This is a genomic window from Streptomyces sp. NPDC059008, assembly GCF_042749045.1.
In the GTDB taxonomy this organism is placed as follows: domain Bacteria; phylum Actinomycetota; class Actinomycetes; order Streptomycetales; family Streptomycetaceae; genus Streptomyces.
The window spans coordinates 13,236-38,838 of record NZ_JBHYJC010000048.1 but is presented as its reverse complement, the minus strand read 5'-3'; the positions used below and the strand labels follow the sequence as shown (position 1 = coordinate 38,838).

The 25,603-nt window shown below is 70.9% G+C and carries 24 protein-coding genes; 17 read left to right on the top strand and 7 right to left on the bottom strand.

All coding sequences use genetic code 11. The features are described from left to right. Positions 1 to 142 precede the first annotated feature (142 nt). A complete protein-coding gene (locus ACFWZH_RS33625) occupies positions 143 to 928 on the bottom strand; it encodes a VOC family protein (protein ID WP_384440084.1) in 786 nt (261 codons plus the stop codon). A gap of 259 nt (positions 929 to 1,187) precedes the next feature. Between ACFWZH_RS33625 and ACFWZH_RS33620 the strand changes: the two genes are divergently transcribed. Further along, the gene (locus ACFWZH_RS33620) at positions 1,188 to 2,027 is read left to right on the top strand and encodes a sulfurtransferase (RefSeq protein WP_384440081.1); all 840 of its coding nucleotides are present in this window, start codon (positions 1,188 to 1,190) and stop codon (positions 2,025 to 2,027) included. 87 nt (positions 2,028 to 2,114) lie between these two features. On the opposite strand, the gene sepH is transcribed toward ACFWZH_RS33620, so the two are convergent. Then, positions 2,115 to 3,167, bottom strand: a complete 1,053-nt coding sequence (sepH, locus tag ACFWZH_RS33615) for a septation protein SepH (RefSeq protein WP_384440078.1) — start codon at positions 3,165 to 3,167, stop codon at positions 2,115 to 2,117. A gap of 497 nt (positions 3,168 to 3,664) precedes the next feature. On the opposite strand from sepH, the gene ACFWZH_RS33610 reads away from it, so the two are divergent. Continuing rightward, positions 3,665 to 4,765: a hypothetical protein gene (locus ACFWZH_RS33610; RefSeq protein WP_384440075.1), complete on the top strand. Its 1,101-nt coding sequence runs from the start codon at positions 3,665 to 3,667 to the stop codon at positions 4,763 to 4,765. 65 nt (positions 4,766 to 4,830) lie between these two features. On the opposite strand, the gene ACFWZH_RS33605 is transcribed toward ACFWZH_RS33610, so the two are convergent. Then, positions 4,831 to 6,174: a D-arabinono-1,4-lactone oxidase gene (locus ACFWZH_RS33605; protein WP_384440072.1), complete on the bottom strand. Its 1,344-nt coding sequence runs from the start codon at positions 6,172 to 6,174 to the stop codon at positions 4,831 to 4,833. 179 nt (positions 6,175 to 6,353) lie between these two features. Further along, complete coding sequence (locus ACFWZH_RS33600; protein WP_384440069.1) at positions 6,354 to 7,619, bottom strand: MFS transporter; 1,266 nt, start codon at positions 7,617 to 7,619, stop codon at positions 6,354 to 6,356. Between the two features lie 181 nt (positions 7,620 to 7,800). Here ACFWZH_RS33600 and ACFWZH_RS33595 point away from each other — a divergent pair, with 181 nt between their 5' ends. Continuing rightward, positions 7,801 to 8,955 carry a ferrochelatase gene (locus ACFWZH_RS33595; protein WP_384440066.1) on the top strand — a complete coding sequence of 385 codons (1,155 nt, stop codon included), beginning with the start codon at positions 7,801 to 7,803 and terminating at the stop codon, positions 8,953 to 8,955. 80 nt (positions 8,956 to 9,035) lie between these two features. Next, the gene (locus ACFWZH_RS33590) at positions 9,036 to 9,866 is read left to right on the top strand and encodes an inositol monophosphatase family protein (RefSeq protein WP_384440063.1); all 831 of its coding nucleotides are present in this window, start codon (positions 9,036 to 9,038) and stop codon (positions 9,864 to 9,866) included. Positions 9,867 to 9,947: 81 nt separating this feature from the next. Here ACFWZH_RS33590 and ACFWZH_RS33585 read toward each other — a convergent pair whose 3' ends face one another. Then, the gene (locus tag ACFWZH_RS33585; RefSeq protein WP_384440060.1) at positions 9,948 to 10,124 is read right to left on the bottom strand and encodes a hypothetical protein; all 177 of its coding nucleotides are present in this window, start codon (positions 10,122 to 10,124) and stop codon (positions 9,948 to 9,950) included. Between the two features lie 321 nt (positions 10,125 to 10,445). Between ACFWZH_RS33585 and ACFWZH_RS33580 the strand changes: the two genes are divergently transcribed. The 4 genes from ACFWZH_RS33580 to ACFWZH_RS33565 all read left to right on the top strand — a co-directional run bounded on the left by ACFWZH_RS33580 (position 10,446) and on the right by ACFWZH_RS33565 (position 14,017). Continuing rightward, on the top strand, positions 10,446 to 11,099 hold the full coding sequence (locus tag ACFWZH_RS33580; protein ID WP_006602630.1) for a response regulator transcription factor: 654 nt from the start codon (positions 10,446 to 10,448) through the stop codon (positions 11,097 to 11,099). A 6-nt stretch (positions 11,100 to 11,105) separates the two neighbouring features. Further along, the gene (locus ACFWZH_RS33575; protein ID WP_384440057.1) at positions 11,106 to 12,368 is read left to right on the top strand and encodes a sensor histidine kinase; all 1,263 of its coding nucleotides are present in this window, start codon (positions 11,106 to 11,108) and stop codon (positions 12,366 to 12,368) included. 525 nt (positions 12,369 to 12,893) lie between these two features. Further along, the gene (locus ACFWZH_RS33570; RefSeq protein WP_003982531.1) at positions 12,894 to 13,196 is read left to right on the top strand and encodes a DUF4193 domain-containing protein; all 303 of its coding nucleotides are present in this window, start codon (positions 12,894 to 12,896) and stop codon (positions 13,194 to 13,196) included. Positions 13,197 to 13,210: 14 nt separating this feature from the next. Next, on the top strand, positions 13,211 to 14,017 hold the full coding sequence (locus tag ACFWZH_RS33565) for a hypothetical protein (protein WP_384440054.1): 807 nt from the start codon (positions 13,211 to 13,213) through the stop codon (positions 14,015 to 14,017). 21 nt (positions 14,018 to 14,038) lie between these two features. On the opposite strand, the gene ACFWZH_RS33560 is transcribed toward ACFWZH_RS33565, so the two are convergent. Beyond that, the gene (locus ACFWZH_RS33560; protein WP_384440051.1) at positions 14,039 to 14,482 is read right to left on the bottom strand and encodes a DUF3093 domain-containing protein; all 444 of its coding nucleotides are present in this window, start codon (positions 14,480 to 14,482) and stop codon (positions 14,039 to 14,041) included. Between the two features lie 58 nt (positions 14,483 to 14,540). On the opposite strand from ACFWZH_RS33560, the gene ACFWZH_RS33555 reads away from it, so the two are divergent. The 9 genes from ACFWZH_RS33555 (at position 14,541) to ACFWZH_RS33515 (ending at position 23,837) form a co-directional block, all read left to right on the top strand. Further along, positions 14,541 to 15,143, top strand: a complete 603-nt coding sequence (locus tag ACFWZH_RS33555) for a PaaI family thioesterase (protein WP_384440048.1) — start codon at positions 14,541 to 14,543, stop codon at positions 15,141 to 15,143. Beyond that, positions 15,140 to 15,661 carry a dUTP diphosphatase gene (gene dut / locus ACFWZH_RS33550; protein WP_128506666.1) on the top strand — a complete coding sequence of 174 codons (522 nt, stop codon included), beginning with the start codon at positions 15,140 to 15,142 and terminating at the stop codon, positions 15,659 to 15,661. The genes ACFWZH_RS33555 and dut overlap by 4 nt, the downstream gene beginning before the upstream one ends. Before the next feature lies 1 nt (position 15,662). After that, entirely contained in the window at positions 15,663 to 16,430 is a 768-nt protein-coding gene (locus ACFWZH_RS33545; RefSeq protein WP_384440044.1) for a DUF3710 domain-containing protein, read from the top strand. A 327-nt stretch (positions 16,431 to 16,757) separates the two neighbouring features. Next, positions 16,758 to 16,847: a K(+)-transporting ATPase subunit F gene (gene kdpF / locus ACFWZH_RS33540; protein ID WP_016575741.1), complete on the top strand. Its 90-nt coding sequence runs from the start codon at positions 16,758 to 16,760 to the stop codon at positions 16,845 to 16,847. A 31-nt stretch (positions 16,848 to 16,878) separates the two neighbouring features. Next, a complete protein-coding gene (kdpA, locus tag ACFWZH_RS33535; RefSeq protein WP_384440122.1) occupies positions 16,879 to 18,555 on the top strand; it encodes a potassium-transporting ATPase subunit KdpA in 1,677 nt (558 codons plus the stop codon). A 32-nt stretch (positions 18,556 to 18,587) separates the two neighbouring features. Beyond that, positions 18,588 to 20,693 (top strand): potassium-transporting ATPase subunit KdpB, encoded by a 2,106-nt coding sequence (kdpB, locus tag ACFWZH_RS33530; RefSeq protein ID WP_384440040.1) that lies wholly within the window; start codon positions 18,588 to 18,590, stop codon positions 20,691 to 20,693. A 20-nt stretch (positions 20,694 to 20,713) separates the two neighbouring features. Next, positions 20,714 to 21,376, top strand: coding sequence for a potassium-transporting ATPase subunit KdpC (kdpC, locus tag ACFWZH_RS33525; protein ID WP_384440119.1), 663 nt, complete (start codon positions 20,714 to 20,716; stop codon positions 21,374 to 21,376). 281 nt (positions 21,377 to 21,657) lie between these two features. Then, positions 21,658 to 22,836, top strand: a complete 1,179-nt coding sequence (locus ACFWZH_RS33520) for an alginate lyase family protein (RefSeq protein WP_384440037.1) — start codon at positions 21,658 to 21,660, stop codon at positions 22,834 to 22,836. 293 nt (positions 22,837 to 23,129) lie between these two features. After that, positions 23,130 to 23,837: an ABC transporter ATP-binding protein gene (locus ACFWZH_RS33515; RefSeq protein ID WP_384440034.1), complete on the top strand. Its 708-nt coding sequence runs from the start codon at positions 23,130 to 23,132 to the stop codon at positions 23,835 to 23,837. A 404-nt stretch (positions 23,838 to 24,241) separates the two neighbouring features. Here the strand turns inward: ACFWZH_RS33515 and ACFWZH_RS33510 are convergent, their stop codons facing one another. Further along, positions 24,242 to 24,814: a GNAT family N-acetyltransferase gene (locus ACFWZH_RS33510; RefSeq protein WP_384440031.1), complete on the bottom strand. Its 573-nt coding sequence runs from the start codon at positions 24,812 to 24,814 to the stop codon at positions 24,242 to 24,244. Positions 24,815 to 25,603: the final 789 nt, after the last annotated feature.

The following is a 25,603-nucleotide window of genomic DNA, read 5'->3' as shown; positions in this document are numbered from 1 at the left end:
GGTTTCCCGGAGCAATCGGAAAACGCACCAAAAGTGCACCGAACGCACGCCGGGGCCCGCGCCGCAGCGGGATTGCGTCCCGTGCGCCTCGACTTCCGCGGAAATCCGGGGCGCACCCGCGGGGCGGGGTGAGCGGAGGCGCTCAGCCCCGTTCGACGATGCTGAAGACCGCCCCCTCGGTGTCCGCGACCGTCGCCTCGCGGCCGTGGAGCGCATCGTGGGCCGGCTGGAGCACATGGCCGCCCAGATCGGTGACCCGTCGGGCGGCCGCGTCCGCATGGGGCACGGCAAAGTACGTCATCCAGTGCGGGCCCCGGTCACGGGGCAGCGCGCTGCCCACGCCGTGGATGCCGGCCACCGCTTGGCCCTTGAGATGCAGCGTCAGATAGTCGGCGCCGGACGGGTCGGACGAGGGCGGGGCCTCCGCCTCGAAGCCGAAGACATGCTCGTAGAACGGGCCGACGGACTCGGTGTCCTGGGTGACCAACTCGTTCCACACCGGAGTGCCCGGTTCGCCGGTGATCGCGGTGCCCATCATCGACTTGCCCTGCCAGATACCGAAGATCGCGCCCTGCGGGTCGGAGGCGATCGCCATCCGCCCCGCGTCGTCGTCCGCGTCCAGCGGTCCGACGCCCACCGTCCCTCCGCAGCAACGAATCTGCTCCGCGGTCACATCCGCGTCGTCGCTGGCCAGATAGGTCGTCCAGGCGACCGGCAGGTTGCGGTCGGGCGCCAGCTCGCCGAGCCCGGCGACCTCCCGGCCGTCGAGGAAGGCCCGGGAGTACGGACCGAAGTGCTGCGGCCCCGGGCGGAACTCCCAGCCGAACAACGCACCGTAGAACTCCTGCGTCACGGGCAGGCTGTGGGCCAGGAGGCTCACCCAGCAGGGCGCCCCGGGCTTCCGCCGAGTCGCGGCCTCGGTCGTCATTGTCACTCTCTCCTCGGAGCGTCGGTGTGCGGACCCTGTGCGCTGTGTGCGGTACGGGCGCGGGTCCCGAGCAGATGCTCGCACCCGGTGACCTGGTGTGCGCCCCGGCCGCGCCGTCCACGGCGCGTTCGCGAGGGAGAATGCCCGTTTTGATGTTTCTCATCCGTTTCGGCGACGTTGCGGCAGGCAGCAACTGCGCCATACGGAGGGTGGGCACCCGCCTTCTGTACGTAGTCATCGCTACGCAAGGATGAGTCCCATGAATGCCATCATCACCGCTACCGAACTCGCGAGCGAGTTGGCGAAGCCCACCCCTCCGGTGCTCCTGGACGTCCGCTACCAGCTCGGTGGTCCGCCCGGCCGCCCCGAGTACGCGGCCGGCCATCTGCCCGGCGCGGTCTATGTCGACCTCGACAGTGAGCTGGCCGCACCCCCCGGCAAGGCCGGCCGGCACCCGCTCCCCGACCTCACGGTCTTCGCCGAGGCCATGCGGGCCGCCGGCGTACGGACGGACCGCCCCGTGGTCGTCTACGACGGCGGCCAGGGCTGGGCGGCCGCCCGCGCCTGGTGGCTGCTGCGCTGGAGCGGTCACCCGGACGTGCGGGTGCTGGACGGCGGCCTCGCCGCCTGGCGGGCGACCGGCGGCGCCCTGAGCACCGACCAACCACAGCCGCCGGCGGGTGACTTCACTCCGGTGCCCGGCGCACTGCGGCTGCTGACGGCCGACGACGCCGCCGCGCTCGCCCGTCGGGGCGTTCTGCTGGACGCGCGGGCCGGCGAGCGCTACCGGGGCGAGGTCGAGCCCATCGACCCGGTCGCCGGCCATATCCCCGGGGCGGTCTCCGCGCCGACGACCGAGAACGTCGCCGAGGGCGGCACGGTCTTCCGCGCCGCCGGGGAGCTGGCCGAGCGGTTCGCGGCGCTGGGTGCCACGGCGGACGCGGAGGTGGGCGTCTACTGCGGCTCCGGGGTCTCCGCGGCCCATGAGGTGCTGGCCCTCGCGGTCGCGGGCGTCCCCGCCGCGCTCTACGTCGGCTCCTGGAGCGAATGGACCGCCGACCCGTCCCGTCCGGTCGCCACCGGCCCGCAACCCGGCTGAGCCCCCGCCACGGGGCCGTACGACGCCGTCCGCCCGCCCCCTGGGAGCCAGGGAGCGGGCGGACGGATGGTGTGCGTGGCCGGAGCGTTACTCCGGCTTCTTCCTCCGGGTGCCGAAGACGATCTCGTCCCAGCTGGGCACCGCCGCCCGGCGCCCGGGCCGTACGCCGTCCGCCTCGGCCTGCCGGTCCGTCGTCCCGGTCAGCCGGTCGCGGTGGCCGGCCACGGCACGCGGCATCAGCACATCGGCGTACGCGGAACCCGCGCCTGCGCTGGCGGCCGGTGCCGGCGGCTCCTCGACCTCGGCCTCCGGCTCCTCGTCGACCTGCGGTGCCTTGGCGCTCTCGGGGACGACCATGTCGCCGCGGAAGCTGGGCACCGCCTCCAGCAGGCTGGTCAGCGAATCCCGCTCCCGCTCGCCGACGGCCTCCTCGTTGCCGCGCTGCTCGCTGTCCTCACCACCGGACTGCGCGCGCTCGGACGTCTGCCGGTCCAGCGTGCGGTCCAGCGGCCGGTCGCGCGGCAGCCGGGCGATGCGCGGGACGAACGGGAAGCTCGGCTCGGGCGTGTCGTCACTCTCGCCGATCAGCGCACGGGCCTCGTCGTCCACGGCCTGCACCAGGCGCCGCGGCGGGTCGTAGGTCCAGCTCGCCGAGTGCGGCTCGGTCGCGACGCGGTAGACCAGCAGCACCTCCCAGGTGCCGTCGTCCCGGCGCCAGGAGTCCCACTGGACGCTCTCCTTGTCGGCGCCGCGCAGCAGCAGCCGCTCCGCGACCGCCTCGCCGAGCTGCGGACCGGTGTTCTCGCCGGGGCGCCGTACGGGTGTCTTGCGGGCCCGCTCGGCCATGAAGGCGCGCTCGGCGAGGACCGGGCCCTCGAAGCGGCGCACCCGGTCGACGGGGATGCCGGCGAGCTGGGCGACCTCTTCGGCGGAGGCACCTGCTCTTATCCGCGCCTGGATGTCCCGCGGCCGCAGATGGCTCTCGACCTCGATCTCGATCTGGCCGAGCCGTGCGCGGTCATTGCGGACGGCGGCGCGCAGCCGTTCGTCGATCGGAAGCGTGTACTCGGTGCTGTCCGCAGCTTTGAGCACCAGCCGTGTGCCGTCGTTGGAGACGGCCACGACACGCAGTTCGGGCATGGGGACCTCCCGGGTGGTGCCTGCCGACGTCACGTGCGTCGCTGCTTCCGCTAGTCGAGTGTGGCCTGCCCGGGTGCAGCCTGCCACAACATTGCCGAGTTGCCCGGCGTGTCGAGGCTTGGCCCTCAAACGCCGTTATGACACGGTTACCAGTTTGCAACGCTCAGTGACCATGCCGCTTGCCCTGTCGCCGATCACCCGTGCCGAGCGGCGGCGCCCCAGGGTGAGTGCCGCCTTGAAGGCCCCTCCCGCGGGTTCCGGGCAGCCGGACGGGAACCGGGGCCAGGGTTCGCCACAGTACTCCATTCGGGCCACTGAGGTGGACCGCCGCGCCGCTGAACTTCTGGGCGGTCAGCGGAGTTCGGTCGCCTTGTCGATCTCTCTACCTGCCGCGCGGGTGGCGAGTTTCACAGATTCCCCAAATTCGGAACTGTTGACTCCGCCAATTGGTCACTTCTCCATGCAAGATGGATCGAAGGGGCTACCAAAGGTTGGAGATGGACGAAGAAACCGAAACCGCCACGAAGAAGAAGGAGAAGCGGATCGACCTGAGCATCGCTCAGGTGGCCGGCAGCGCACTCGCTGCGGCCGTCGCCGCGTACCTCGCGGGGCAGCTCGGTGTTTACGGAACCATCATCGGCGCGGGTGTGGTCAGTGTCGTGGCCACGACCGGCGGTTCGATATTCCAGCACCTGTTCCGGCGCACCGGCGAACAGATCAAGGAGGCATCGGTCGCCACCCGGCCGAAGCCGCGCCGTTCTTCTCTCCACGCTCGATCCACCACCCAGCAGGCACGGCAGGCCGACCCGACCATGGTGCTGCCGACCTTCGACAAGCAGGGCACGGAGGACAAGGTCACCTCCGTCGCCGCCAGAACCCCCGGGCCCGCCACGGCCCGTACCCAGCTGGTCCCGCGGGCCGAACAGGCCCGGCGCCGCGACCCGGCGAGCGCCCACCCGGCGGAGCGGACCCAGCTCGTACCGCGGCTGGAGCAGCCGACCATGGCGCCGGGCCGGGTGGACGCCCGCCCCGCCGAGGCCCCTTTCGCGGCACCCCGCCCGGCCGGGCGGCCCGAGGAAGTCAGCAGCACGACGTACGGCACCCGGCTGCGCGGCTGGAAGCGGCCGGCGCTGGGCGCGCTCGTGGTCTTCGTGCTCGCCATGGGCGGGGTCACCGCCACCGAGCTGCTGGCCGGGCAGACGGCGAGCGGCGACAAGGGCACCACGCTGGGCAACATCACCCACACCGGTGGCGCGAGCCGGCACCGGCCCGATACCCCGCAGTCGCCCGGGACCGGCCACTCACCCGGTGACGGCGGCCAGAAGGGCGGCGACGAGCCGACCCCGCCTCCGGGGAAGTCCGACGAGGACCGCACCGGCGAGGGCGCGGACAACGGCACCCCCGCGCCGACCCCGAGCCCGTCCGACGGCGGCCAGACCTCGCCGGACCCGGACACGTCACCGTCCACGAAGCCGTCTCCCGACGGCTCCACCGGCAGCGACGGCGACACCGGCTCCGGTGACGGCTCGACCGGTGGTGAACACCAGGAGAGCGGGCAGCGGCCCGAAGGACAGACGCCCGCCCCGGGCGCTTCCTGACCCCGGCGGACCCGTGACGGCCGCGCCCGGTGCCCGAAGACGGCCACCGGGCGCGGCCGCCGAGGTCAGTCGCCCAGGACCCGCCGCAGGTACGCGTTGGTGAACCGGCGTTCCGGGTCCAGCCGGTCGCGTACCGCGGTGAACTCGCCGAACCGCGGATAGACGTCGGCGAGATAGGCGGCGTCGCGGGTGTGCAGCTTGCCCCAGTGCGGGCGCCCCTCGTGCGCCGTCATGATCCGCTCGGCGGCCGCGAAGTACGCCTCGTACGGCGTCCCGCGGTACATGTGCACGGCGATGTAGACCGTGTCCCGGCCCGACGCGGTGGACAGCGCGAGGTCGTCGGCCGGCGCGGTGCGCACCTCCACCGGGAAGCTGACCTTGAAGCCCGCGCGTTCCACCTGCGCCTTCAGCTCACCCAGCGCCGTGACCGCGGCCGCGCGGGGCAGGGCGTACTCCATCTCCACGAACCGCACCCGCCGCGGCGAGGTGAACACCTTGTAGGGGATGTCGGTGTACGTACGGGCCGACAGTGCGCGGCTGGAGATCTTGGCGATGCCCGGTACCGCGGCCGGCACCGCCCGCCCGACGGCGCAGGCGACCTGGAAGACCCCGTTGGACAGCAGCTCGTCCTCGACCCAGCCGCTGACCCTGCCGGGGGGCGCCGCCGGGCCCTGGCTGCGGTTGTTGCGCTTGGTGTTGCAGCTGCCGGTGTGCGGGAACCAGTAGAACTCGAAGTGCTCGTTCTCGGTGACCAGCTCCTCGAACCGGTCGGTCACCTCGTCGAAGGGCATCGGCTCCTCGCGGGCGGTCAGCAGGAACTCCGGCTCCACGGCGAAGGTGAGTTCGCTGATCACGCCCAGTGCGCCCAGGCCCAGCCGGGCCGCGGCGAAGACGTCCGGGTTCTCCTCGGCGGAGCAGGTCAGCACCGAGCCGTCCGCGGTGACCAGTTCCAGGGCGGTGATCTGGGCGGCGGTCGACGCCGAGTCGCGGCCGGTGCCGTGGGTGCCGGTGCTGGTCGCCCCGGAGACCGTCTGCTCCATGATGTCGCCCATGTTGGTCAGCGACAGCCCGTGCGCGGCGAGCGTACGGTTCAGCTGCTTGAGGGGCGTACCGGCGGCGACCGTCACCGTCCCGGCCTCGCGGTCGATCCCGCGGACGCCGGTCAGCCGCTCGGGGCGGATCAGCAGCCCGTCGGTGGCGGCCGCCGGGGTGAAGGAGTGGCCGGTGCCGACCGCCTTGACCGTCAGCCCGTCCGCGGCGGCGGCGCGGACCGCGGCCGCCAGCTCCTCGGTGTTCGCCGGGGCCACGCTCCGGGCGGGGCGGGCGGTGACGTTGCCCGCCCAGTTGCGCCACGGTCCGGTTGCCGTGCCGCGCCCTCCCGAGCCGCCGACGGCGCTGCTGACTGCCATGGTGACGCCCCCTCCCTCCACGCCCGGCCGGGCGTCGGTGTGAGCGCATGATGTCAGTCGCCGACGCGTCGTCCACAGGGGGTGACGGGAATCACATGATCAAGGAATCGGCCGGAATCGCCCGACTCCCGGACAACTCGTACCGGCGGTAACAGTGTGGGGTCGCGGCCGGCGGCGCCTCACGCGACGCTCTCCTCGTCCCGGCGCTCCACGGGTGCGACAACATGGCCCGCCGTGCCGGTCCCGCCCGCCGCCGCGGGAGCCGACTGCGGACGGAGCCTGCGGTAGCCCGCGAACGCGACGAGCATGGCCAGCACTCCCGCCGCCCCCGGCACCAGATAGCCCCGGGCGGCACCGGCGGCGTCCACCACCCAGCCGGCCGCCGACGAACCCAGCGCGACCCCCACCGCCAGTCCGGTGCTGGTCCACGTCATGCCCTCGGTCAGCTTCGCCCTCGGCACATGCTCCTCGACCAGCGCCATCGTGGTCACCATCGTCGGGGCGATGGACAGCCCCGCGAGGAACAGCGCGCCGGCCAGCAGCGGCAGCGAACCCACCAGCTGCAGCGGCACCATGCTCACCGCCATCGCGCAGACCCCCACCGTCCAGCGCCGGGCGGGGTGGCCCTTGAGGTGCAGCAGCCCGAAGACGGCGCCGGCCACGCACGAGCCGAGCGCGTAGACCGCCAGCACCAGGCTGGCCGCGGCCTTGTGCCCCTCCTCCTCGGCGAACGCCACGGTCACCACGTCGATCGCCCCGAAGATCGCCCCCGTCGCCACGAACGTCACCACCAGCACCTGTAGCCCCCGCGAGCGCAGCGCCGAGCCCTTCGCCTCGTGCTCCCGTGGGTGCGGCACCGGCTCCGTCGTACGCTGCGCCGTCAGCCAGAAGACACCGACCGCCAGGAAACCGCCGGCCAGCAGCGGGCCGGCCTCCGGGAACCATGCGGTGGACAGCCCGATCGACAGGATCGGGCCGACGATGAAGCACATCTCGTCGACGATCGACTCCCACGAGTACGCGGTGTGCAGCTCACGCGGGGAGCCCCGGTAGAGCTCGGCCCAGCGTGCCCGGATCATCGAGCCCACGCTCGGCACACACCCCACGCAGGCCGCGAAGACGAACAGGATCCAGTCCGGCCAGCGCTGCTGCGCGCTCAGCAGCAGACCGGCCACCGCGGCGAGCGACACCAGCGTGGCCGGGCGCATCACCCGGCGCTGGCCGTGCAGGTCCACCAGCCGGGAGATCTGCGGGCCGATGACCGCGGCGGACAGCGCGAGGGTCGCCGACAGCGCGCCCGCCAGGCCGTAGCGTCCGGTCAGCTGGGAGATCATCGTGACGACGCCGATGCCCATCATCGACAGCGGCATCCGCCCCAGCAGGCCGGCGGCGGAGAAGGACTTGGTGCCGGGCCGGCCGAATATGGCGCGGTAGGGACTGGGCAACGGGGGCGCTCCGCCGGATGAGGACCGAAGATCGGTAAGGAATGTATGTGGCCGATACAGCTTACGGCGGGTGCGGTGCCGTCCGCCTCCGGATTTTCGCCGGCGCCGAAGCGACCCGGTGGCCCCCTGTGCACACCGGGCCTGCCCGCCGCATCCGGACGGAGGGTGGCAGGATCGACGCATGCCCGAACAGTGCGATCCCAGCCCCTATGACGCCCTGCTGCTGCTGTCCTTCGGAGGCCCCGAAGGCCCCGACGACGTCGTCCCGTTCCTGGAGAACGTCACCCGCGGCCGTGGCATCCCCCGCGAGCGGCTCAAGGAGGTGGGTCAGCACTACTTCCTCTTCGGCGGCGTGAGCCCCATCAACGCCCAGAACCGCGACCTGCTGGACGCGCTGCGCGCGGACTTCGCCGACCACGGCCTGGACCTGCCCGTCTACTGGGGCAACCGCAACTGGGCGCCCTACCTGACCGACACCCTGCGCACGATGGTGGGCGACGGCCACCGCCGGATCGCCGTCCTGGCGACCAGCGCCTACGCCTCGTACTCGGGCTGCCGGCAGTACCGGGAGAACCTCGCCGACGCGCTCGCCGTCCTGCGGGCCGAGGGACTGCCGGTGCCGCGGGTCGACAAGCTGCGGCACTACTTCAACCACCCCGGCTTCCTCCGCCCGATGATCGACGGTGTGCTGGCGTCGCTGGAGGCCCTGCCCGCGGCGGTCCGCGACGGCGCCCACATCGCCTTCACCACCCACTCCATCCCCACCGCCGCCGCCGACACCTCCGGCACGCCCGCGGACCACACCCAGGACGGCGAGGGCGGCGCCTATGTCGCCCAGCACCTCGACGCGGCCCGGGTGATCGCGGACGCGGTACGCGAGGAGACCGGTGTGGACCACCCCTGGCAGCTCGTCTACCAGTCCCGCAGCGGCGCCCCGCACATCCCCTGGCTGGAGCCGGACATCTGCGACCACCTGGAGGAGCGGCACGCGGCCGGCGTCCCCGCCGTGGTCATGGCCCCCATCGGGTTCGTCTCGGACCACATGGAGGTCAAGTACGACCTGGACACCGAGGCCACCGCCAAGGCCGCCGAGCTGGGCCTGCCGGTCGCCAGGTCGGCCACCGTCGGCGCCGACCCCCGGTTCGCGGCCGCCGTCCGCGACCTCGTCCTGGAGCGCGCGGCGACCGAACGGGGCGGCACCCCGGAGCGCTGCGCCCTGGGCTCCCTGGGCGCCGGCCACGACCTGTGCCCGGTCGGCTGCTGCCCGGCGCGCGCCCCGCGCCCGGCCGCCGCCGGCGCCGACTGGCGCGGCCCCGTCGCACAAGCCCCCGCGTAGACCCCGCACGCCCGCCCGGCCCGTACGCCCGCGCAGGCCGTACGCCCGACCGACCACCGCTCGTTCGAGCAAGGAGCATCGTGCCCGACCCGCTGCACCCCGACCCGACGCCGACCGACGCGCTCCACGACGAGCTTCTCGGACTCGCCCTGGAGGCGGCCCGCCGCGCAGGAGCGCTGCTGCGCGACGGCCGGCCCGCCGACCTCGGCGTGGCCGCGACGAAGACCAGTCCCATCGACGTCGTCACCGAGATGGACATCGCCTCCGAGAAGCTGATCACCGCCTTCATCGGGGAGGCCCGACCCGACGACGGCTTCCTGGGGGAGGAGGGCGCCAGCATCGAGGGCACCAGCGGTATCCGCTGGGTCATCGACCCCGTCGACGGCACCGTCAACTACCTCTACGGCCTGCCGTCCTGGGCGGTGTCCATCGCGGCGGAGCAGGACGGCGAGGCGGTCATCGGGGTGGTGGCCGCCCCGATGCGCGGCGAGACCTACCAGGCCGTCCTGGGTCGTGGCGCGTTCAACAACGGCGAGCGCATCCGCCACCGGCCCGCACCGCCGCTCTCCCAGGCGCTGCTGGGCACCGGCTTCGGCTATCTGGCCGAGCGCCGGGCGGCCCAGGCGGAGGTGGTGCGCACCCTGCTGCCGCAGGTGCGCGACATCCGGCGCGGCGGCTCGGCCGCGATCGACCTGTGCGATGTGGCCTGCGGCCGGCTCGACGCCTACTTCGAGCGGGGCCTGAACCCCTGGGACCTGGCCGCCGGGGCCCTGATCGCCCGCGAGGCCGGCGCGCTGACCGGCGGCCGCCCCGGCGAGGCCGCCTCCCACGAGCTGACCCTCGCGGCCTCCCCGGCCCTCTTCGCCGAGCTCCAGCCGCTGCTGGACGAGCTCGGGGCCTGGCACGACTGATCCGCGCCGGAAACGGACACGGCAGCGCCCCGGCACCCTTGAGGGGGTGCCGGGGCGCTGCCGTCGTACGCCGGCGCGGGGTCAGGCGTTGCTGACCGCCCCGTAGCGCACACCGTGCTCGTTCGCCAGTCGTTGCAGGTCCTCGAGCTCGGCCTGCTCGACCTCGGCGAGGAAGTCATCGCCCGCAGCGCGGGCCTGGTCCAGATCCTCTTCGGTCTTCTCTATGCGCTGCAGAATGCCTGCGGTGAACGCGTCCATGTGCGCCCCCTCGTCGTGGGTCGGTGGCACGGGGGTGTGCCGACGGGTGGGTGATCACGGCGTGGTCCCTGCGATGGAACAGTTCATGGCGGGTCGCCGAAGAAACAGGGCGTGATCGCGGGTGTGCAGTCGTCCTCCCCACGAGCAACCTCAGGGAAACCTCAACCCGCCCGGGAATCCTGCCCGTAGGGCTCCGCGGGCCCCCTCGCCGCCGCCCGGCACCCCGTCTTACCTCCGGTTTATGGCTCTTCGGGGCAGGATGGAAGGGCTCCCAGACATTGTTTGTGCTGCCCGAAAGGGCCCTGAGGAAGGACTAGCGACGTGCGTGTTCTCGTCGTCGAGGACGAGCAGCTGCTCGCCGATGCGGTGGCCACCGGACTGCGCCGGGAGGCCATGGCCGTCGACGTGGTCTACGACGGCGCTGCCGCCCTGGAACGGATCGCGGTCAACGACTACGACGTCGTCGTGCTCGACCGCGACCTGCCGGTCGTCCACGGCGACGATGTCTGCCGCAAGATCGTCGAGCTGGGGATGCCCACCCGCGTCCTGATGCTCACCGCCTCCGGCGACGTCAGCGACCGCGTCGAGGGCCTGGAGATCGGCGCCGACGACTACCTCCCCAAGCCGTTCGCCTTCACCGAGCTCACGGCCCGGGTACGGGCCCTGGGGCGGCGTACGACCGTCGCGCTGCCGCCCGTCCTGGAGCGGGCCGGCATCAAGCTCGACCCCAATCGCCGCGAGGTGTTCCGCGACGGCAAGGAGGTCCAGCTCGCCCCGAAGGAGTTCGCGGTGCTGGAGGTCCTGATGCGCAGCGAGGGCACGGTCGTCTCGGCCGAGCAGCTCCTGGAGAAGGCCTGGGACGAGAACACCGACCCGTTCACAAACGTCGTACGGGTCACCGTCATGACCCTGCGCCGCAAGCTCGGCGAGCCCGCGGTGATCGTCACCGTCCCCGGCTCGGGATACCGGATCTGACCGGCGATGCCTTCCCTGCCCTCGTTCTCCAAGCCGGCGACCCCACCGCCGCCGATGCCTCCCAAGCCCACCTGGGACCCCCGGCCGGTCAACATCCGGCCGTTCCCGTGGCTGCGGCCGACCATCCGGATACGGCTGACGCTGCTGTACGGCGGCATGTTCCTGATGGCCGGGATCGTGCTGCTGACGATCATCTACATGCTGGCCGCGGACGCCCTGCACGACGGCAGCGCGCTGCCGCTGAAGATCCTCGGCGGCAAGTTCGAGTCGACCAGCGACATCTGCGACCTGCCCACCCAGACGTCCGGGCCGCTGCTCCAGGAAGCCGTCAACCAGTGCCTCCAGCAACAGCGCGCGGTGGCCCTCAACAGCCTCCTCAACCGCTCCCTGCTGGCCCTGCTGGGTCTGACGGTGGTGGCGTTCGCGTTCGGTTATGCGATGGCGGGGCGGGTGCTGGCGCCGTTGGGGCGGATCACGCGGACGGCGCAGCGGGTGGCGGGTTCGGATCTGCATCGCAGGATCGAGTTGGGTGGGCCGGATGACGAGCTCAAGGAGCTCGCGGACACCTTCGATGAGATGTTGGACCGGTTGGACCGGGCGTTTGAGTCGCAGCGGCGGTTCGTGGCGAATGCGTCGCATGAGTTGCGGACGCCGCTGGCGATCAATCGGACGTTGTTGGAGGTGCAGCTGGCCGATCCGGAGGCGTCGGCGGAGTTGGCGCAGCTGGGCAAGACGTTGCTGGCGACCAATGAGCGCAGTGAGCAGTTGGTGGAGGGGCTGTTGTTGCTGGCTCGCAGTGAGAACAAGGTCGTGGACAAGCGGCCGGTGGATCTGTCGGAGGTGGCCGCGCAGGCGGTGGATCAGATGCGGGGGGAGGCGCAGGCCAAGGGCGTTGCGCTGCGGGGGGTGCGGCAGCAGGTCTTCGTGCAGGGCAATGGTGTGCTGCTGGAGCGGATCGCGCTGAATCTGGTGCAGAACGCGGTGCGCTACAACGTCGCCGAGGACGGCTGGGTGGAGGTCACCACCGAGCCCGGTCCGGGGTGTGCGGTGCTGGTGGTGGCCAACACCGGGCCGGTGGTCCCCGCCTATGAGGTGGAGAACCTCTTCGAGCCCTTCCGGCGGCTGCGCACCGAGCGCACCGGCAGCGACAAGGGCGTCGGTCTGGGCCTGTCCATCGTCCGCTCGGTGGTGCGCGCCCACGACGGCAGCATCACCGCCGAACCCCGCGAGGGTGGCGGCCTGACCATGCGCGTCGTCCTGCCGCTCTGACGCCGGCCGCAGGGCGGTTGTACGGCCGCTGGAGCGACGGGCACCCCCGTCGGCGACGGTCGGACATCAGTGCGTACGATCGCCCGTCTCGCGGCCGTACACCGTCTCGCCTCCCGGTTTGACGAAAAGGGGGTCGGGCGGGGATCCTTCGCCAAGTTCGCTTTGCGCGGAATTACACCGGTCCGACCGCCGGTCTGCGCGTGTGTGATCGCTCACAGGCGCGAATTTCCAGCCATCTACGCTCCGTGATCGAAATGCCATGCGGAATGCCGGGGAAGTCCGGGTTTCCGGGGGGCCGGATTACGGGAAGTACAGGTGATGGGCTGCGCGAGGTGCGACATTCGGACCGTGTACGGTCCTGATCGCCATCCAAACCGATCACCTCTTCAGGGGTGCGGTTGGGTGTCGATTGAGTAACAGACCTTGATGTGAGGCAAAATCTCCGCCTCAGGTCGGGCACAAGTCCGGCCTCTCACGCGTTACGAGCGCTGAGACACCGCAGACACCCAGAGGGGGAGAGCGAAAATGGCTACGGATTACGACACTCCACGCAAGACCGATGACGACCTCAACGAGGACAGCATCGAGGAACTGAAGTCGCGGCGGAACGACAAGTCCGCCTCTGCCGTCGACGTCGACGAGTTCGAGCAGGCCGAGGGCCTGGAGCTGCCCGGCGCCGACCTGTCCAACGAAGAGCTCGCCGTGCGCGTGCTGCCCAAGCAGCAGGACGAGTTCACGTGCATGAGCTGCTTCCTGGTGCACCACCGCAGCCAGCTCGCCGCGGAGGACAAGAACGGGCAGCCGATCTGCCGCGACTGCGCGGCCTGAGACCGGCCTACGCCGTGGCAGGCGTGAACCCGTTCCGCAAGGGCCCCAAGGGCGACAGCGGCCCGGCGGCCGGCGCACGACCACGCGAGGAAACCGCGCCCGTGCCCGCCGATCCGACCGCCCTTCCCACGGAGCGGACGACCGGTGCACCGCGGGAGCGAGGCCGCAGGGCCTCGCTCGCGGCCCTGGCCGGCCCCGCGGGCCGAGCAGGCGGCCGGCTGCGGCTGGGGATCGCCGCGATCGCCGATCGCCTCATCGCCACCGCCCCGCGGATCCCGGTCCGCGACCTCGCCACGCTGCGCGCCCAGTTCCCCGGCCTGACCCCCGAGGAGCTGGCCGACAAGCTGGTCGCGGGCGCCTGCGCGGGCACCGCCGCCGTCGGCGCGGGCGTCGGCGCGGCGGCGATGCTGCCCGCTCCGCCCGCCATGCCGGCCGAGCTGGCCGCCGAGATCACCGGCGTGGCCTCGGTCGAGATCAAACTGATCGCCGAGCTGCACGAGGTCTACGGGCTGCGCCCCGCGGGCAACCTCCGGCAGCGCGCGACGGCCTGTCTGACGTCCTGGTCCGAGGAGCGGGGCATCGACATCGCCGCACCGGCCTCACTGAACATCGCGCTCGGCGGTCAGATGAGACGCGAACTGCGCCAGCAGATCATGAAGCGCACGCTGCGCAACCTGCCCAACCTCATGCCGTTCATGATCGGCGCCGCCGTCGGCGCGTTCATGAACCGCCGCGCCACCAGAAGACTCGCCGAGAAGATTCGCCGGGACCTGCGCGCGAAGCAGGTCCCCTGGGACGCCCTTCCCACGCCTGACGGCTGACGGGGCGCCCCGCGGCGCCGGTCAGCCCCGTACGGCCGTCAGCGCCGCCACCAGACGCTCCGGCTGCCGCGTCGAGAGGTACGCGTAGGGCGTCGGGTCGTCCGGATCCGTGATCTCCACCCGCACCGCGGTGCGGACGTAGCTGCGCAGCAGCATGAACGCGCGGGCGTCGGCCTTGTGCGTACGCCACGCCAGCGCCTCGTCCGCGTCCAGCGCCCTGGCCTCGCCCAGCGCCGCCGCCGGGATCTTCGCGTCGCCGGCGATCAGCGCGCCGCCCACCACCCGGATCCGCGCCGAGCCGTACGAGCTCACCGCCACCGCGGACAGCGCCGCACCGCCGATCAGCCCGCCGAGCATCGGGAGCGTCCCCAGGGGGAGCAGCATCAGTGCGCAGGCGATGCCGATCAGCGCGGCGATCACCCACCAGGACCGGGGCGCGGTGAGACGTTCTTCGTACGACTGCATGAACCCAGCTTGGCACGGCGGCGCGGGCCCCTTACGCGCGCGGGTAGGGTCTGCACTCGTGAGTGGAACTGACAGAACGAGGACGGAGTCGCCGCGGCTGACGCCGCCGAAGGACGCCGTCGCGCCGGTCCGGCACCCCGACGGTCCGGCGCCCGGAGAACTCCTCGGCGCGCACTACGACCGGTGCTTCGGCTGCGGCACGGGCCAGCCGCACGGTCTGCACCTGGAGGCGCGGGCCGGGGACGGCGTCAGCGTACGGGCCGAGTTCACCGTCAAGGAGGCCCACCAGGGCGCGCCCGGTCTGGCGCACGGCGGAGTGCTGGCCACCGCGCTGGACGAGACGCTCGGCTCGCTGAACTGGCTGCTGCGGGTGATCGCGGTGACCGGCCGGCTGGAGACCGACTTCCTGCGACCGGTGCCGCTCGGCACGGTGCTGCATCTGGACGCGCGGGTCACCGCGGTGCACGGGCGGAAGATCTACTCGACGGCCGTGGGCCGGATAGGCGGCCCGGACGGCCCGGTCGCCGTACGCGCCGAGGCCGTCTTCATCGAGGTGAAGGTCGACCACTTCATCGACAACGGAAGGACCGAGGAGATCCAGGCGGCGATGGCCGACCCGGACCAGGTCAAACGAGCGCGTGCCTTCGAGGTGAACCCGTGAGTCAGGTACGGAATCCGGTGGATGTACTGCTGCGGCGGCTGGACCCGGACGTGCCCGTTCCGTCGTACGGACATCCCGGCGACGCGGGCGTGGATCTGGTGACCACCGAGGCCGCCGAGCTGGCGCCGGGGGAGCGCGCCGTGCTGCCCACCGGGGTGTCGATCGCGCTGCCCGACGGGTACGCGGCGTTCGTGCACCCGCGGTCCGGGCTCGCAGCGCGCTGCGGACTGGCGCTGGTCAATGCCCCCGGGACGGTGGATGCCGGGTACCGTGGAGAGATCAAGGTGATCGTGGTCAATCTGGACCCGCGCGAGAGCGTGCGGTTCGAGAGGTTCGACCGGATCGCCCAACTGGTCGTCCAGCAGGTCGAGAAGGTGCGCTTCCACGAGGTGGCGGAACTTCCCGGCTCGGCGCGGGCCGAGGGGGGATTCGGTTCCACCGGCGGTCATGCGGCGGTGGGCGGCTCCACGGGCGGGAATGAATACGCATCGGTCGGTGCCGACCGGGAAGGACAGTGACGTGTTCGGACGTCGCAAGAAGAACGAGGCTCCTGAAGAGTCGGCCAAGGACACCACGCTCGCCGGCGAGCACGCGGTGAACGGTGCCGACGAGGGCGAGGCGACGCCGGCGCGGCTCAACCTTCCGCCCGCGCCGCGCCCCGACGGCCCCTGGGACTCGTCGGAGGTCAAGGAGCCCGGTGAGGGCCGGGTGGACCTCGGCGGCCTGTACGTGCCCGGTGTCGAGGGCATGGAGCTGCGGGTGGAGGTCGCCGGTGACGCGATCGTCGCCGCGACGGTGGTGCTGCAGGACAGCGCCGTACAGCTGCAGGCCTTCGCCGCTCCCAGGAACGAGGGCATCTGGGGCGAGGTGCGCGAGGAGATCGCCGCCGGCATCACCCAGCAGGGCGGGGTCATCGACGAGGTCGAGGGCCCGCTGGGCTGGGAGCTGCGCGCCCAGGTACCCGTACAGCTGCCGGACGGCACCAACGGTGTGCAGGTCGTGCGCTTCGTCGGTGTCGACGGCCCCCGGTGGTTCCTGCGCGGGGTGATCTCCGGCCAGGGCGCGGTGCAGCCGCAGGCCGCGGGCGTGCTGGAGCACATCTTCCGGGACACCGTCATCGTCCGCGGTGACGGCCCGATGGCGCCGCGTGACCCGATCGTGCTGAAGCTGCCGGACGACGCCCAGATGGTGCCGGACGGCGTGCAGCAGGAGTCGGCCGAGCAGTCCCGCTTCGGCGGCGGTGTGGAGCGCCTGGAGCGCGGACCGGAGATCACCGAGATCCGCTGACCGGATCGCGCGGCGAAGCGGCGCGAAGACGTCCGCATCTCGGCCGGATCGCGAGGGTCGAAAGGGCCCGGACCCCCTGTGAGGGGGTCCGGGCCCTTGGCGTTTGCGCAGGTCACAAACGGGCGCGTATGAGTTCCGTCAACGGAGCGCTAATGGCCGTAAGGGAGGCGTCAACAGAGTTCGAGCCGCGGGGGAAGGACGCTTTGCTGTGGAGGTCCTCATCTCCCCAGTCATCTAGGAGCACACGATGGCCGACGTGGCCTTCGTCGTCGTCACGATCGCGGTCTTCGCGTTGGTGGCCCTCGTCGCCAAGGGGGTGACGAAGCTGTGACCATCGAGAACATCGTCGGCCTGATCGTTGCCGTCGCCCTGCTCGGATACCTGGTCCTCGCGCTCGTCTTCCCGGAGAGGTTCTGACGTGTCCATAGCTGCTGCCGCAGCGGGCGACATGAGCCCCATCCTCGCAGGCGTGCTCCAGTTGATAGCGCTCATCGCGGCGCTGGCCCTGGCGTACCGGCCCCTCGGCGACTACATGGCCGCCGTCTACAGCTCCCCCAAGCACCTCCGGATCGAAAAGGTCGTCTACCGCTGCATCGGCGCCAACGCGGACGCCGAGATGCGCTGGCCCGCCTATCTGCGCGGCGTCCTGGCGTTCTCCGCGGCGGGTGTGCTCCTTCTGTACCTGCTACAGCGCGTCCAGGGCGGTATGCCGCTGTCCCTCGGGTTCGCGTCGATCAGCCCCGACCAGGCGTTCAACACCGCGGCGTCCTTCGTCGCCAACACCAACTGGCAGTCCTACAGCGGCGAGCAGGCCATGGGCCACGTCGTGCAGACCGCCGGCCTGGCGGTGCAGAACTTCGTCTCCGCCGCCACCGGCATGGCCGTGGCCGTCGCCCTGGTCCGCGGCTTCGCCCGGTCCCGCACCGGCGACCTCGGCAACTTCTGGGCCGACCTGGTCCGCGGCACCATCCGGGTGCTCGTCCCGATCGCCGTCGTCGGCGCCCTCGTCCTGGTCGCCTGCGGCGCCGTGCAGAACTTCTCCGGCATCCACGAGGTCGGCCAGTTCATGGGCGGCTCCCAGCAGACCAACGGCGGCGCGGTGGCCTCCCAGGAGGTCATCAAGGAACTGGGCACCAACGGAGGCGGCTACTTCAACGCCAACTCCGCCCACCCCTTCGAGAACCCCGACGCCTTCACCAACCTCTTCGAGATCTTCCTGATCCTCGTCATCCCGTTCGCGCTGACCCGCACCTTCGGCAAGCTCGTCGGGAACGTGAAGCAGGGCCACGCGATCCTGGCCACGATGGGCGTCATCTGGCTCGGCTTCACCGCGCTGATGATGTGGACCGAGTTCGCCCACGGCGGCCCGGCCCTGCAGGCCGCGGGCGCCGCCATGGAAGGCAAGGAGACCCGCTTCGGCGTCGGCTCCTCGGCGATCTTCTCGGTGGCCACCACCCTGACCTCCACCGGAGCCGTGGACTCCTTCCACTCCTCCTTCACCGCGTTCGGCGGCGGCATCCAGCTGCTCGGCATGATGCTCGGTGAGATCGCACCCGGTGGAGTGGGCTCCGGCCTCTACGGCATGCTCGTGATGGCGATCATCGCGGTGTTCATCGCCGGCCTGATGGTGGGCCGTACGCCCGAGTACCTCGGCAAGAAGATCGGCACCCGCGAGATCAAGCTCGCCGCCTGCTACATCCTCATCACCCCGACGCTGGTCCTCGGCTTCACCGCCGCCTCGATGGTGCTGCCGGACGCACTGGGCTCGATGCTCAACACCAAGGCGCTGGGCGCCGGTTCGCACGGCTTCTCCGAGGTGCTGTACGCGTTCACCTCCGGCGCCAACAACAACGGCTCCGCCTTCGGCGGCCTGAACGCCAACACGCCCTGGTACAACACCGCGATCGGTCTGGCCATGCTGCTCGGCCGGTTCCTGCCGATGGTGTTCGTGCTCGCGCTGGCCGGCTCGCTCGCCGAGCAGAAGCCGGTCCCGGAGACCGCGGGCACCCTGCGTACCGAGAAGCCGCTCTTCGCCGGGCTGCTCGTCGGCACGATCCTGATCATCACCGGTCTGACCTACTTCCCGGCGCTGGCCCTCGGGCCGCTGGCGGAGGGCCTGTCATGACCGCCCCCGTGAAACCGGAGGAGCCCGGCTCCATGTCCACCGCCACTCCGACTCGCGCTCCGCACCAGGACGTCCCCAGCGGGCACAAGCCCGGCGACGGCCGCGTGGGCGGCGGTCTCTTCGACCCCAAGCAGCTGGTCAAGTCCTTCCCGGACGCGATACGCAAGCTCGACCCGCGGGTGATGGTCAAGTCCCCCGTGATGTTCGTGGTCGAGGTCGGCTCCGTCCTGACCACGGTCTTCGCCCTCATGTCGCCCTCGGACTGGTTCGGCTGGGCGATCGCCGCCTGGCTGTGGCTGACCGTCGTCTTCGCCAACCTGGCGGAGGCGGTCGCCGAGGGCCGCGGCAAGGCGCAGGCCGACACCCTGCGCAAGGCCAAGACGGACACGGTGGCGCGCCGCCTGTCCCAGGACGGCACGACCGAGGAGCAGGTCCCCGGCACCGAACTGCGCATCGGCGACCTCGTCGTCTGCGAGGCCGGCGACATCATTCCCGGTGACGGCGATGTCGTGGAAGGCGTCGCGTCGGTCGACGAGTCGGCCATCACCGGTGAGTCGGCGCCGGTGATCCGCGAGTCCGGCGGTGACCGCTCCGCCGTCACCGGCGGTACGAAGGTGCTCTCCGACCGCATCGTCATCAAGATCACGACGAAGCCCGGTGAGACCTTCATCGACCGGATGATCAACCTCGTCGAGGGTGCCGCACGGCAGAAGACCCCCAACGAGATCGCGCTGAACATCCTGCTCGCGTCGCTCACCATCGTCTTCCTGCTGGCGGTCGTCACCCTCCAGCCGTTCGCGATCTACGCGGGCGCCGAACAGCCCATGATCGTGCTGCTGGCGCTGCTGGTCTGCCTGATCCCGACGACGATCGGTGCGCTGCTCTCGGCCATCGGCATCGCCGGTATGGACCGGCTCGTCCAGCGCAATGTGCTGGCCATGTCCGGACGCGCCGTCGAAGCGGCAGGCGATGTATCGACATTGCTGCTCGACAAGACCGGCACCATCACCCTCGGCAACCGCCAGGCAGCCGAGTTCGTCCCCGTACGCGGCACCACCGAGGCCGAGGTCGCCGACGCGGCCCAGCTGTCCTCCCTGGCCGACGAGACCCCCGAGGGTCGCTCCATCGTCGTCCTCGCCAAGGAGAAGTACGGGCTGCGCGAGCGCCACCAGGGTGAGCTGACCGGCGCCGAATGGGGACCGTTCACCGCCCAGACCCGGATGTCGGGTGTGGACGTCGACGGCCGGAAGGTCCGCAAGGGCGCGACCGGCTCGGTCATCGCCTGGGTCCAGGAGCGCGGCGGTGAGGTCGCCGCCGACGCCCAGCAGCTCACCGACGCCATCTCGCAGGCCGGCGGCACCCCGCTGCTGGTCGCCCTCGAAGACGAGCGCGGCCCGCGCGTCCTGGGCGTCATCCACCTCAAGGACGTCGTCAAGGAGGGCATGCGCGAACGCTTCGTCGAGCTGCGCAAGATGGGCATCAAGACCGTCATGATCACGGGTGACAACCCGCTGACGGCCAAGGCCATCGCCGACGAGGCGGGCGTGGACGACTTCCTCGCGGAGGCCACGCCCGAGGACAAGATGGCGCTCATCAAGCGCGAACAGGCCGGCGGCAAGCTGGTCGCGATGACCGGCGACGGCACGAACGACGCGCCCGCGCTGGCCCAGGCGGACGTCGGCGTGGCCATGAACACCGGCACGTCGGCCGCCAAGGAAGCCGGCAACATGGTCGACCTCGACTCCAACCCGACCAAGCTCATCGAGATCGTCGAGATCGGCAAGCAGCTCCTGATCACTCGTGGCGCGCTGACGACCTTCTCGATCGCCAACGACGTCGCGAAGTACTTCGCGATCATCCCGGCGATGTTCGCGGTGGCCTACCCGGGCCTGGACACCCTCAACATCATGCGGCTGTCCAGCCCCAACTCCGCGATCCTCTCGGCCATCATCTTCAACGCGCTGATCATCGTCGCGCTGGTGCCGCTCGCCCTCAAGGGCGTGCAGTACCGCCCGGTCAGCGCCGACAAGATGCTGCGCCGCAACCTGGCCGTCTACGGACTCGGCGGCCTGATCGCCCCGTTCATCGGCATCAAACTCATCGACCTGCTCATCTCCCTCATCCCCGGGCTGCACTGATTTAGGAGCTGGTGACCGATATGAACAACTCGGTACGCAACACCGCCCGGTTGCTGGGCGCGGGGCTGCGCGCCCTGCTGGTACTGACCGTGGTCTGCGGCGTCGTCTACCCGCTGCTGGTCACCGGAGTGGCGCAGGCCGCCTTCCACGACAAGGCCAACGGATCCGAGGTGAGCTCCCAGGGCAAGGTCGTCGGTTCCTCGCTGCTCGGACAGCGCTACGACAAGGGCAAGGACAAGGAAGGCAACCCGGTTCCGGACCTGAGGTTCTTCCAGCCGCGCCCCTCGGCCGGACTGGGCAGCAACAAGACCAACGGCGTCAACACCCAGTACGACCTCCAGGTTTCCGGCGCCTCCAACCTGGGCGCCACCAACACCGACCTCGTCAAGGCGGTGAACGAGCGCAAGAAGTGGGTCTCGGAGACGTACGGCGTCGCCGAGTCGAAGGTGCCGGCGGATGCCGTCACCTCCTCCGGCTCCGGCCTCGACCCGCACATCTCCCCGGAGTACGCCGAACTACAGGCCGCCAGGGTCGCCAAGGAGAACCACCTGCCCGCAAACACGGTGCGTCAGCTGGTCGAGGACCACGTCGACGGTCGCGTCCTCGGCTTCATGGGGGAGCCGCGGGTGAACGTCCTGAAGCTGAACATCGCCCTGAAGGACCTGGTGAAGGGCCGGGGGTAGAGCCGGAGCGGAGCCGGAGCGGAGGGGGCGGCCCCGGGGAGAGGACTCCCCGGGGCCGCCCTCTGCCTGTCTCCCTTCCTCCCGCTCTTCTTCTTCGAAGACTGAAGTGCCCGCTGGGACAAGGTGGTTGATTCCGCATCGCCTCCGGCGCCAGGTCTTGACGGTGTCCTGGCTTCCCTTTACCTTCCCCAGCCATCGCAGGTGTTCATATCAACGCTTGCCGTTCATGTACGAGAACCGCTCTCATCCATCGAGCATCTCTACAGGAAGGCACACCCCCCATGCGCAGAAAGCTCACCCTCGTCGTCGGCGTCCTGCTCGGCGCCCTGACGGCAGGCCTCCTCATAGGAGCCCCGTCCACCGCGGCGCCGGCCGCCTTCACCCACCCCGGCGTCCTCGTCGGCACCGCCCAGCTCGACCTCACCCGAAGTGAGGTCAACTCCGGCTCCCAGCCCTGGAAGAGCGCATTCGACGCGATGTCGGCGAGCAAATACGCCTCGCTGACACGCACCCCCAAGCCCCGTGCCGTCGTCGAATGCGGCTCGTACTCCGACCCCAACTACGGCTGCACCGACGAACGCGAGGACGCCCTCGCCGCCTACACCCTCTCGCTGGCCTGGTACATCACCCGCGACAGCAAGTACGCGGACAAGGCGATCCAGATCATGGACGCCTGGTCCGGCACCATCAAGGACCACACCAACAGCAACGCGCCGCTGCAGACCGGCTGGGCCGGCTCCTCCTGGCCCCGCGCTGCCGAGATCATCCGCTACACCTACGACGGCTGGCCCAAGGGCCGCGTCGACCGCTTCGCCGGAATGCTGCGCGACGTCTACCTCCCCGAGGTCATCAACGGCTCCAACAGCAACGGGAACTGGGAGCTGAGCATGATGGAGGCCGCCGTCGGCATCTCCGTCTTCATCGAGGACAAGGCCTCCTACGACAAGGCCGTCGCCACCTTCCGCGCCCGGGTTCCCGCGTACATCTATCTGAAGTCCGACGGTGACCTACCCAAGACCACGCCGGGCAGCGGCCTGAACACCCGCGACAAGATCATCAAGTACTGGCAGGGGCAGACCACCTTCGTTGACGGCCTCACCCAGGAGACCTGCCGCGACTTCACCCACACCGGATACGGCCTGTCGGCCATCTCGCACATCGCCGAGACCAGCCGCCTCCAAGGCAACGACCTCTACCCGGAGGTCGCCGAACGCCTGCGCCACGCACTCGGCTTCCAGGCCACCTATGAGCTGGGTACGGCCCCGCCGTCATGGCTGTGCGGCGGCAGCGTCAAGCGCGGCTTGGGCCCCGTCACCGAGGTCGGCTACAACGCACTGCACAACCGGATGCACCACGAGATGGCCAACACCCGGAAGCTGACCGAAAAGCAGCGACCGGCCGGCTCCAACAACCTCTTCGTCGGCTGGGAAACCCTGACCCATGCGGAGAACCCCAGCTAGGCGGACGTGGCCTGCGGTGACCGGGGCTGATCCAGAGTTATCCACAGGCGTTGCCTGCCGAACTGCGCGGTACGCATACTGACGCCATCGGCAGGCGGCGCGGGGTTTCGATGATCGGAGCGCTCAACGGGCCTGGGAGTTTGGGGAGTTGGCGGAGTTGGCGGGGTTGGAGGAGCTGGGTGCGAGTAGTTGCCACTTAGCGGTTGGTGTCTGTCGGAGGCCGGCGATCGATCGTCGTGGGTCGGTGGCGGAGCAAGAGTGATGTGGGGGAGCGGGGAAGTGGGGGAAGAGCGATGAACGACGGGGGAAGCGGGGCAGGTGCGATGGTCGTCGTCGAGGACCTGCACCGCAGTTACGGCAGCGGCGCCGGCGCTGTGCACGCCCTGCGCGGGGTGTCGTGCAGCGTGCCGCGCGGTGAACTGGTCGCCCTCCGTGGCCGTTCCGGATCCGGCAAGACGACGCTGCTCAACCTCATAGGTGGTCTGGACACCCCGGACTCGGGAGGGGTCACCGTCGACGGCACGTCACTCGCCGAACTCGGTGAGAGCGGGCTGCTGGAGATGCGGCGCGATCGCATCGGCTTCGTGTTCCAGTCCTTCGGGCTGATACCGATACTGAGCGCCGCCGAGAACGTCGGGGTGCCGCTGAGGCTGCGCAAGGTCCCACCGCGGGAGCGCGATGAGCGTGTCGCACTGCTGCTGTCCCTGGTGGGCCTCGCCGACCATGCCGAGCAGCGGCCCGGCGAACTCTCCGGTGGTCAGCAGCAGCGCGTCGCCATAGCCCGCGCGCTCGCCAACCGCCCCGCCCTGCTCATAGCCGATGAGCCGACCGGACAACTGGACGCCGAGACCGGCATGGAGGTGATGGAACTGCTGCGCGCCGTGGTCCGCAGCGAAGGTGTCACGGCCCTGGTCGCCACCCACGACTCCAACCTTCTCGGCCTTGCCGACCGTGTCCTGGCGCTGAACGACGGCCTGATCACGGAGCAGGGCGAGGGCTGACGGGGCGGGATTACCCCCTTGCTGCTTCCTCCGCCTCACCGGGCTGCAGCGAGGAGGAGCTGCAGCCGTGGCCAACGACTGCAGTGGGCATGAGCTGAGCTGCAGTGGGCGCCAGTTGGGCTGCAGTGAGCACCAGTTGAGCTGCAGGGGCACTGGCTGAGGTCGGCACCGGGCGGGGAGCCAAGACTGAGGTGCGCGACGGCTGAAGTGAGTAACAGGTGTCGCGAGTAACGGGTGTCTCGTGAGCGAGAGCTGAGGTGGGGTGGGGTTGGGTGGGGTGAGCTGAAGCGAGTAGAGGCTGAACTGGGGAGGGGCGAGGGGAGGAGGGGGAGGGGGGGAGCCCCCCCCGGTGGGGCTGTGGGGCTGAGGGTGGTGTGTGGCGGCGGTCCGTATTCAGCCTTCTGTCACCAGAGGTCGCCGTCGCGCCAGTCGCAGGTGAGGTCGGTGTCGAGGTCAAGGGGAGTGGACGTGGTGGGGAGGACGTAGATGCAGCCGTCCTCGTCGGGGGTGCGCTGGAGGCCGTCCGGGGTGAGGGCCCATGAGCGGCCGCGCCACAGTTGCCAGCCGCGGGAGGCGTAGAAGTCCGCGGCCTCGTCGGAGGCGCCGAGCGCTCCGAGGTCGTAGCCGCCCCGGATGACGCGCTCCAGGGCCGCCATCATCGCCGCCCCATGTCCACGACCGCGCCGGTCCGCACGTACCCCGACGCCCTCCACGTATCCGCAGCGCAGCGCCCGGCCGCCGTGCAGCAGGCGGCGCTGGACCACGGACGCATGCCCGATCAGGTCGCCGTTCTCGTGGACCAGGGCGTGCAGGCCGCCGAGTGCGTGCTCCCAGTCTTCGGTGGTCATGTCGTCGAAGACGTCGTAGAGGAGGGTGCGGGCCGCCTTGAGGGTGGTGGTGTCCAGGTCCGAGGTGTGGGCGATACGCACTTCGGTCATGGGGGGCGTCGTCGACGCGTTCGGAGGTGCCTCGGTCATGTGGGGCATGGTCGCACCGGGGACGCGTCCGAGCCACGGCATTTTTCACTCACTCTGCCTCCCACCCTCCCGATCCCCATCCGCTCTGCCCCGCCGCCCCCGCCCAGGCTGCCCACCCCTCTCCACCCTCCCCTTCACCTCATCCCTCCCCGCCCCATCAGCGACGCGTCAGAAGAGGAGCGTTGGCCTGGTGTCCCGACGGTCCGGTCGCCGTCATGGGCGGGTGACGGGTGACGGGTGACGGGTGGCGGTGGCGGTGGCGGATAAGGGATTAAGGGATAAGGGGTGACCGGTGACGGCTGACGGGGCCGGTGGCCGCGTGACCGCCCGACCGGGTGATCCGTGCCGCCGGAACCAGCTGCCAAGTCGTGGTGTGCGGTGTGCGACATCTAGATCGGCCGCTTGATCGGCCCTTCGGCCCTTGGACCGTTCTCGCCCTATCGGCCCTCACCCCCGTCGCCCCTTCACCCCTCGCCCCTTCCCCCCATCGCCCGATCAGCCGACTCTCGCGGAGGGGCCCTAAGGGCCGCCACGCACCTCCCTCTTCGCGCGGCGCCCATCCCCATCCCCCCATCCCCAGGGCGCCAAGGCGCCGGTACCCGTACGGGTGGTCTTCGCAGCTCCCCTGCCTCTCACCAGCCTCTCCCTCGCCCCTCACCCGCCCCTCACTCACCTTCCGGCGGCCTCGGCGGAGGGGCCGTCCGCCGCCCGTACCCCCGCCGTTGCCGGGGTCGCGGGGTCCCGTATCAGAGTCGCGTCAAGACCGGGCCTGAAGTCGTTACCTGGGGC